Here is an 8133-nt window from a genome sequence, read left to right as displayed (position 1 = left end):
ACCACCTGCGGCGCCAGCGCCGCAGCGCACGCCGCACAGAGGTGCGGCCGATCGGCGGCGCGGCAGCCGGGCCCTGCGCACGCGCCCGGCCACCACGCCACGTCCGCCGGCGACGCTTCGCACAGGACGCACCGTTCGGGGTACACGAACTCGAGCAGGCCCGTGACGGCCTGCACCCAGCTTCTGCGGAACATGGCTTTCCGTCCGTCCGGGAGGCGGACAGGGGCCGGCAGGCCGGCCCGGCTCAGTCGAGGGCCCGGCGCATGGCGTCCCACGGCACCGGCGGGCCGTTCCACCAGGCGAAGGCCAGCCCGCCCTGCATCAGCAGCATGGGTCGTCCGTCCTGGCAGGCGAAGCCGAGCGGCGGCTCCTCGTCCGGCAACTGGTCGCCGTAGCGCACGTCCAGCAGGACGGCAGGGGACGCGCCCGCCGCCACGGGCAGGTAGGGGCGCGCCGACACCCCGCCCGCGAGGCAGCAGATCCACAGGGTGCCCCGGTCGGGGATCCCCTCGCTCCCGGCCGTCAGGCCGTCGACCCGGATCTCGGTTTCCGTCCCGCGCTCTTCCAGCCAGCGGCGCACGCGGCGCTGCCCGTCGGCCGAGCGGTTGCGGACCTCCAACCGCGGCACGCCCCAGCGCAGCACCGCGTCGATGGCCGCCCGACCCGAGCCGCCGGCGCCCAGCACGACCACGCGTTCGGGGCGGTCCTCCGAGGGCCAGACCTGGGCCAGGACCGCGAGCAGGCCGCCGCTGTCGGTGTTGTGGCCCAGCCAGCGCCCGTCCTCCACCTTCACGGTGTTGACGGCGGCGAGGACCCGGGCCTGGTCGGTCCGCCCGTCGCACAGGGCCGCCACGGCCTCCTTGTGCGGCGCCGTCACGTTGAAGCCCACGAGATCCCGGGCGAACTCCGCCTCCTTGAGCCGGCGCAACTGGCCGGCCTGGATGCGCAGCGGCAGGTACACGGCGTCGATCTCGCGTTCCCGCAGGGCCGCGTTGTGCATGGCCGGCGAGAGGCTGTGGGCGACGGGATCGCCGAGCACGGCGAAGAACGGCCCGTCCGGTTCCCAGGGTTCCCCGCCGAGGCGGAAGCCGTCGCCGGCGATTTCCAGCACGTCGGTCACGCCGCCCCCTTCCGCCGCGCGCACACGACCTGCACCGCCACGCCGGCGGCGATCAGGCCGAGGCTGATCCACTGGTTGTTGCTCCAGCCGAGGCCGGTGATCTGCTCCGGCTCGTAGTAGCGCGTGAAGTCGACCAGGAACCGGCTCACCCCGTACAGCATCAGGAAGCGGCCGAAGGTCGCCCCGCGGTAGGCGCTGAACCGCTCGGCCAGGAGCAGCAGCGCGAAGATGGCGAAGCCCCCCGCCGACGCGTAGAGCTGGGACGGGTGCACCGCCACCGGCCCGTACTGGAGCGTGGCCGGCGCGTCGGCCGGGAAGACCACGCCGCACGACAGGCCGGTCGGGTGGCCGTAGCAGCATCCGGCCAGGAAGCAGCCGATGCGCGTGATGCCGATGCCCAGGATCACGCCGGGCGAGAAGATGTCGGCCATGACCAGGAAGGGGATGCCGCGCCGGCGCGCCATGACCAGCACCGTGAGGGTGGCCAGGATGATGCCGCCGTACAGGGTCAGCCCGCCGTCCCACAGGAAGAAGGCGCGGTACCAGGGGTGGAAGTCGCCGGGGTGCGTGGCCACGTAGAACAGCCGCACGCCGACGAGGCTGGAAACGAGGACCCCGAAGACGAGGTCCATGATGTCGTCGGCGGCCACGCCCAGCGGCCGGCCGCGCCGGATGCTCAGCCACAGCCCGAGGGCGAAGCTGATCGCCAGCATCAGGCCGTAGCTCTTGATCAGGCCGAAGATCTCCGGATGCATAGGGGTCTCCAGGCCGCCTGGGGCGGCCGGTCAGGCTTCGAAGGTGCGCGAGCTCACGTTCAGCAGCAGGCCCAGCAGCACCGAGCTGATCAGGAGGTTCGAGCCCCCGTAGCTGATCAGCGGCAGCGGCAGGCCGGTCACCGGCAGCAGCCCCGTCGTGATGGCGACGTTCACCACCACGTGGAAGACGAAGTAGGTCACGATGCCGATCGCCATGAAGCGCTGGTACGGCTGCCGCGCCGTGGCGGCCACCGTCACCCCGCGCAGGATGATCAGCAGGAACAGCCCCAGCAGCACAACCGTGCCGAGGAAGCCGAGTTCCTCCCCCACCACCGAGAAGATGAAGTCGGTCTGCCGCTCGGGCAGGAACGCGAGCCCCTTCTGGGTACCCTGCAGGTAGTGGGTGCCGAAGAGCCCGCCCGAGCCGATGGCCACCTTCGACTGGATCGCCTGGTAGCCCGAGCCGAAGGCGTCGCGGCCGGGATCGAAGAAGGTCAGGATGCGCTCCTGCTGGTAGCCTTTCAGGCGCTCCCAGAAGAAGGGGATGCCGATGCCCGACGCCACGTTCAGCCCCAGCACCGTGACCTTGGCCGGGATGCTCCAGTTCACCAGGTACAGCCCGCCCAGGATCAGCAGGATGTAGGCCGCCCACGGCCAGGCCTGCTCGGCCACGGACTCGGAGTAGAACATGATCACCGCGCTGGCCACCGCGCTCGCCGCCGCCAGCAGCAGGATGCCGGGGATGCCGTACCAGAAGATCATGCCCACCCAAACCGCCAGGAAGACCAGGCTGGTGCCGAGGTCGGGCTCGCGCAGGACCAGGAACATGGGCACGGCCATGACCGCGAAGCTGACGAGGGTGGTGCCGAAGCCGGCGCCGCGGTCCTTGTCGCGGCCGAGCACGCTCGCGCACATGATGATGAAGGTCACCTTGGCCACTTCCGACGGCTGCAGGCGCATGGGCCCGAGGGCGAGCCAGCGCTGGGCGCCGCCGATCTTCGGCCCGATCAGGAGGATCAGCAGCAGCAGCAGGATCGTGAACAGGTAGAGCGGGATCGCCACGTTGTCCAGGTAGCGCAGGGGCACCCGCGTGGCGATGATCAGGCCCACGTAGCTGATCACCAGCCAGATGGCCTGCTTGATGAAGACGGTCTTGGACACGCCCGGGTCGAGCTGCTCGTAGGGGCCGGAGATGGGTTCGGTCACCGACCACAGCACGGCCAGGCTGGCCAACCCCAGCAGCACCCAGGCCACGAAGATGAGCTTGTCCCCCGGCGGGACCAGGGCGTGCATCAGGCTCATGATCCCCCCTCCGACCCGGCCGGCGCGAGCCGGCCCGTGCCCCGGAAATAGGCTTCGAGCCAGGTCCCGGCCACCGGGGCCGCCTCGGTGCTGCCGTGGCCGGCGTTCTCGATGATCACGGCCACCGCCACCTCGGGCGCGTCGGCCGGCGCGAAGCACATGAACCAGGCGTGGTCCGCCCCGTGCGGATTCTGCGCCGTGCCCGTCTTCCCCGCCACCGGGATGCCCTCGAGGCCGGCCTGCTTGCCCGTGCCCCGGTCGACCGTCTCGATCAGCGCGTCCCGCACCCAGGCCAGATCGGCCTCGCGGAAGGGCAGCGGCGCCGGACGCTGGGTGGGCTCGGGCGGCAGCAGCACGAACTCGGGGTCGGGCATGCGCCCGGACGTGGCCAGGCGTCCGGCCAGCACCGCCATCTGGATCGGCGTCACCAGCAGCTCGCCCTGGCCGATGGCGTTGTTCAGCATGACGCCGCGGGTCCAGCGCCCCTCGCCGAAGCGCCGGTCGTAGTACTCGGTGTCCGGCACGTTGCCGGCCACCTCGTCGCTGAACAGGCGGGTGCAGGTGCGCCCGAGTCCGAAGGCCCGCGCCGCGGCGCCGAGCTGCTCCAGATCGAGCCGCAGCGCGAGCTGGTAGTAGAAGGTGTCGCAGCTGCGCACGATGGCCTCGGTGTGGTCGACGTCGCCGTGGCCCGTCGGCAGCCAGCAGCGGAAGTAGCGGTTGCCGAACTCCCAGCCGCCCAGACAGGGCTCGAGGTAGGTCTCGCGCCCCACCAGGCGATGCTGCAGCGCCGCCAGGCTCGTGACCGGCTTGTAGAGGGAGGCCGGCGGGTACGTGGCCTGCACCACCCGGTTGAAGAAGGGCTTCGCGGGGTCGCTGGTCAGCTGCCGCCACTGGTCGGTGCTGATCGACACGGTCATCAGGTTGGGATCGAAGGTGGGATTGCTGTAGGCGGCGAGCACCTGGCCGGTCTCGGTGTCGAGGGCCACCCCGCAGGCCGGCCGGTCGCCGATGGCCGCGGCCATGACCTCCTGCAGGTGCAGCGAGATGGCGAGGGTGACGTCGGTGCCCGGCTCGACCTCGCGCAGCCAGACCGCCTCGCGCCCCACCACGCGGCCCGAGGCGTTGACCTCCTCCAGCTTCACGCCGCTGGTGCCCCGCAACACGGACTCGAGGGACGCCTCGAGGCCCTGCTTGCCGATGGAGTCGCCGGGCCGATAGCCCGTCCAGTCGCCGGTGGTGTCCAGGTCGGCCTGCCCCACCTCGCCCACGTAGCCGATCACGTGGGCGAAGAGCGGTCCGTGCAGGTAGCGCCGCCGGGCCCGCGCCCGCACCCGCACGCCGGGCAGTTCGCGGCCGCGTTCCTCGACCGCCGAGATCTGGGCCATGCTCGCGTTGCGCACCAGGACCAGGGGGCCGCTGCGGCGCTTCTGCTCGACGAGGCGCTCGACGGTCTCGGCGGGCGGCAGGTCGAACCACGTCATCAGGCGCGCGAGGGTCGAATCGGGCCCGTCCTCGGTGACGCTGCCCCGCGGCACCACGATGTCGGCGATGTAGAGGTTGTCGGCCAGCACCTTGCCTTCGCGGTCGAAGATGCGCCCGCGCGGCGCCCGCACCCGGAAGCGCTCCTGGCGGTTCTCCAGGGCCTGCCCCTGGTAGTAGTCGTGGCGCAGCACCATCATGCCGAAGAGGTTGCCGACGAGGATCAGGAAGAGCCCGCCCACCACCAGGCGGAAGACGCCGACGCGCAGCAGGAAATCGCGGTCGGGCATCTCAGTCCTCCTGGCGCAGGATGCCCAGGTACTCGGCGAGGCGGATCAGCGGGATCGCCGCCAGGCCCGAGTACAGGGCCACCGGAATGGTGCGGGCCAGCAGGGGCACGAGGAAGCGCTCGTCCGACAGGTTGCTCTGCACCAGCAGGAAGACGAAGTCGTGGGCGAAGACCGACAGGGCCACCACCGCGCCCTCGACCAGGGGCACCCCGTAGACCAGGTGGCCGCGCAGGCGTCCGAGGGCGAAGCCGAGGCCCGACTTGCACAGGGCCTGCAGCCCGAGCAGGGAGGGGTTCGAGAGGTCCTGCACGAGACCGAGCATGAATCCGCCCGCCGTGGCCGGCGTCGCTCCCGCCGCCAGCGCCAGCAGCACCAGGGCGATGACCGAGAAGTCGGGGGCCACGCCCTTGATGTCGATCACCGGCGCGATCATGGTGTCGCCGACGAAGGCCACCAGGATCCAGGTCAGGGTCGTGCGGATGAAGGCGCGCATCAGGGCTTGTCCGCTTCCGCCGGGGCCACCACGAAGACGGTCTCGTTGCGCACGAGCGACGCCGCCGGCGCGACGAGGATCTCCCGGAAGATCTGGTCCGACGGCGACGTGGTCTCGACGACCTCCCCCACCGGGAAGCCGCGCGGCGTCACGACGCTCGCGCCGCCGCCCTGGCCGCGCTCGCGGATCTCGGCGATGCCGGAGGTGATCACGCGGTCGCCCGCCTGCACGTCCTCGTCGCGGCCGACCATCTCGACCACGAAGCGGTCGCCGCGCGGGCGCAGCACCCCCAGCAGTCCGGTGCGCTCGAGCTCGACGCCCAGGGCGAAGTCCGGCGCCGAGAGCAGCTCGACCCACGCCTCGCGCGGGCCCACCACCTGCCGCACCCGGCCGAGATAGCCTTCGCGGGTGACCACGGGCAGCCACGGCTCCCAGGCCAGTTCCTCGAGGCTGTGCACCTTGATCATGGTGGCGAAGCGGCTGCGCTGGCGCATGATCACGCGGCAGGGCACGAGCTCGCCGACGAAGCCGGGATCGAGGGCCGGGCCGACCATCAGGTCGGCGTCGCGCTGCATGCGCTCGCCGGCGGCGGCCATGAGCTCGAGCTCGGCCACCTGTTCGAGCAGCATGGCGTTCTCGTCGCGGATGTGCAGCACGTCCTCGGCGTAGTTGCGGGCGTTCCAGTAGGGCGTGGTCAGGACGGCGCCGAGGCGGTCGGCCACCACGAGGCGGGTGCCCGTGGGCAGCAGCAGCAGGGTGAGCGAAAGGCCCACGCAGACGACGAGCGTGATGACCTCGCCCCGCATGGAGAAGTTGAGCGCGCGCCCCATCATCGGTGAGAATCCGTTCTGCCGCCGGCCGCGCCGATCAGTTGCGGCCGCCCTGCATGATCACCGGCCGGTAGCGTTCGAAGTCGTCGAGGATCTTGCCGGTTCCCAGCACCACGCAGAACAGCGGATCGTCCATGAGGTTGATCGGCAGGTCGGTCTGCTCGCGCAGGAGCTCCGGCAGGCCCTTCAGCAGGGCGCCGCCCCCGGTGAGCACGATGCCGCGGTCCTTGATGTCGGCCGCCAGCTCCGGCGGGGTCTGTTCGAGGCTCTGCTTCAGCGCGTCGCAGATGGCCTGGATCGGTTCCTGCAGCGCCTCGCGGATCTCGACCGAGGAGATCTTCAGGGTCTTGGGCACGCCGCTGACCTGGTACAGGCCCTTGACCTCCATCTCGCGCTCGTCGTCGAACTTGTGGGCCGAGCCGATGGTCTTCTTGATGTTCTCGGCGGTCTGGTCGCCGATCAGCAGGTTGTGGTTCTTCTTGATGTAGTTGACGATGGCCTCGTCGAGCTCGTCGCCGCCCACGCGGATCGAGGTGTCGCAGACGATGCCGTTGAGCGCGATGACGGCGATCTCGGTGGTGCCGCCGCCGATGTCGATGATCATGTTGCCGGAGGGCTGGTCGACGGGCAGGCCGACGCCGATGGCCGCCGCCATGGGCTCGGCCACCAGGAACACCTCGCGGGCCCCGGCGTGCTTGGCGCTGTCGCGCACGGCGCGCTTCTCCACCTCGGTGATGCCCGAGGGCACGCAGACCACGATGCGCGGCGCGATGAAATGGCGCTTCTTCTGCGCCATCTTGATGAATTCGCGCAGCATGAACTCGGTGACCTCGAAGTCGGCGATCACGCCGTCCTTCATGGGCCTGATGGCGGAGATGCGGTCGGGGGTCTTGCCCAGCATGGCCTTGGCCTCGCCGCCCACGGCGTAGACCTTGTCGGTGACCTTGTCCATGGCCACCACCGACGGCTGGTTCAGGACGATGCCCTTGCCCTTGATGTAGACCAGCGTGTTGGCCGTGCCCAGGTCGATGGCGATATCGTTGGTGAACATCCCCTGCAGGCGTTTGAGCATGGTCCGAATCCTTCCGGAGGCAGTGGCCGCACCCTGTCCCCCTCATGGTGTGGGGCCGGCGGGCCAGCCGTATTCCCTGATACTGGTGACTTCCGTGTCGCCGACCACCAGGTGGTCGAGCAAGGCGATTCCCAACAGTTCGCCGCAGCGGTCGAGGCGCGCGGTCAGGTCGAGATCGTCGCCGCTGGGCCGCGGATTGCCGGACGGGTGGTTGTGGGCCACGATCACCGCCGCGGCCGACATGGCCACCGCCGGCTTGAAGACCTCCCTGGGGTGCACCAGGGACGCATTGAGCGAGCCGATGGAGACCGTCTCGACGGCCTGCACACGATGCCTCGCATCGAGATAAAGTGCAAGAAAACGTTCCCTGTCAAGACCGCGGAATTCAGCCCGCAGCAGGGTGTAGACGTCTTCGGGCCGCCGGACCACGATGCCGGTCCGCGCCGGCGGATCGCAGGCCCGCAACCCGAGTTCGAGGGCGGCCAGCACCCGCTCGCTCCGCACCGGCCCCATGCCGGGACACCGGGCCAGCACCGCCGGCGACAGGGCCGCCAGGCGCCCCAGATCGGGGCAGTCCGCCAGCAGGCGGTCGGCCACGAGCCCCGGGGCCACCGGGCCCCCGGGACCCAGCACGCAACTGAGCAGTTCGGCCGTGCTCCAGGCGCCCGGGCCGTACCGGTCGAGACGCCCCCGGCGGTCGTCCGGAACGGCCGAATCGGCGTTTCCGGCCCGATTATGGGCGACGGATCCCGATTTGAACATCATTTTGTGGCCCCGCCGACCAGGGCGGCG

At 70.7% G+C, this 8133-nt stretch carries 9 protein-coding genes; all 9 read right to left on the bottom strand.

Annotation, left to right across the window (positions count from 1 at the left end):
• Positions 1–194, bottom strand: a 194-nt coding sequence (locus KDM41_08135; GenBank protein ID MCB1183388.1) for a hypothetical protein, incomplete at its 3' end; no start/stop codon positions are given.
• Between the two features lie 50 nt (positions 195–244).
• Entirely contained in the window at positions 245–1120 is an 876-nt protein-coding gene (locus tag KDM41_08130; protein MCB1183387.1) for a hypothetical protein, read from the bottom strand.
• Complete coding sequence (locus KDM41_08125; GenBank protein MCB1183386.1) at positions 1117–1875, bottom strand: prolipoprotein diacylglyceryl transferase; 759 nt, start codon at positions 1873–1875, stop codon at positions 1117–1119. The genes KDM41_08130 and KDM41_08125 overlap by 4 nt, the downstream gene beginning before the upstream one ends.
• A 30-nt stretch (positions 1876–1905) precedes the next feature.
• Positions 1906–3177, bottom strand: a complete 1272-nt coding sequence (gene rodA / locus KDM41_08120; GenBank protein ID MCB1183385.1) for a rod shape-determining protein RodA — start codon at positions 3175–3177, stop codon at positions 1906–1908.
• Positions 3174–4946 (bottom strand): penicillin-binding protein 2, encoded by a 1773-nt coding sequence (gene mrdA / locus KDM41_08115; protein MCB1183384.1) that lies wholly within the window; start codon positions 4944–4946, stop codon positions 3174–3176. Before mrdA ends, rodA begins: the two co-directional genes overlap by 4 nt.
• 1 nt (position 4947) lies before the next feature.
• Complete coding sequence (gene mreD / locus KDM41_08110; GenBank protein MCB1183383.1) at positions 4948–5439, bottom strand: rod shape-determining protein MreD; 492 nt, start codon at positions 5437–5439, stop codon at positions 4948–4950.
• On the bottom strand, positions 5439–6272 hold the full coding sequence (locus KDM41_08105; protein ID MCB1183382.1) for a rod shape-determining protein MreC: 834 nt from the start codon (positions 6270–6272) through the stop codon (positions 5439–5441). The genes mreD and KDM41_08105 overlap by 1 nt, the downstream gene beginning before the upstream one ends.
• A 34-nt stretch (positions 6273–6306) precedes the next feature.
• A complete protein-coding gene (locus tag KDM41_08100) occupies positions 6307–7341 on the bottom strand; it encodes a rod shape-determining protein (GenBank protein MCB1183381.1) in 1035 nt (344 codons plus the stop codon).
• A 42-nt stretch (positions 7342–7383) separates the two neighbouring features.
• On the bottom strand, positions 7384–8106 hold the full coding sequence (gene radC, locus KDM41_08095) for a DNA repair protein RadC (protein MCB1183380.1): 723 nt from the start codon (positions 8104–8106) through the stop codon (positions 7384–7386).
• Between the last annotated feature and the right edge of the window lie 27 nt (positions 8107–8133).

The sequence above is a fragment of the bacterium genome (assembly GCA_020440705.1).
GTDB lineage: Bacteria > Krumholzibacteriota > Krumholzibacteriia > LZORAL124-64-63 > LZORAL124-64-63 > JAGRNP01.
Note: the sequence above shows the minus strand (reverse complement) of the source record. Positions and strands in the feature narration are given on the sequence as shown.

What these genes read in the sequence shown, in the direction of transcription:
- KDM41_08125 (MCB1183386.1), bottom strand. Translation starts at nt 1,875, where the DNA reads ATGCATCCGGAGATCTTCGGCCTGATCAAGAGCTACGGCCTGATGCTG.
- rodA (MCB1183385.1), bottom strand. Translation starts at nt 3,177, where the DNA reads ATGAGCCTGATGCACGCCCTGGTCCCGCCGGGGGACAAGCTCATCTTC.
- mrdA (MCB1183384.1), bottom strand. Translation starts at nt 4,946, where the DNA reads ATGCCCGACCGCGATTTCCTGCTGCGCGTCGGCGTCTTCCGCCTGGTG.
- mreD (MCB1183383.1), bottom strand. Translation starts at nt 5,439, where the DNA reads ATGCGCGCCTTCATCCGCACGACCCTGACCTGGATCCTGGTGGCCTTC.
- KDM41_08105 (MCB1183382.1), bottom strand. Translation starts at nt 6,272, where the DNA reads ATGATGGGGCGCGCGCTCAACTTCTCCATGCGGGGCGAGGTCATCACG.
- KDM41_08100 (MCB1183381.1), bottom strand. Translation starts at nt 7,341, where the DNA reads ATGCTCAAACGCCTGCAGGGGATGTTCACCAACGATATCGCCATCGAC.
- radC (MCB1183380.1), bottom strand. Translation starts at nt 8,106, where the DNA reads ATGATGTTCAAATCGGGATCCGTCGCCCATAATCGGGCCGGAAACGCC.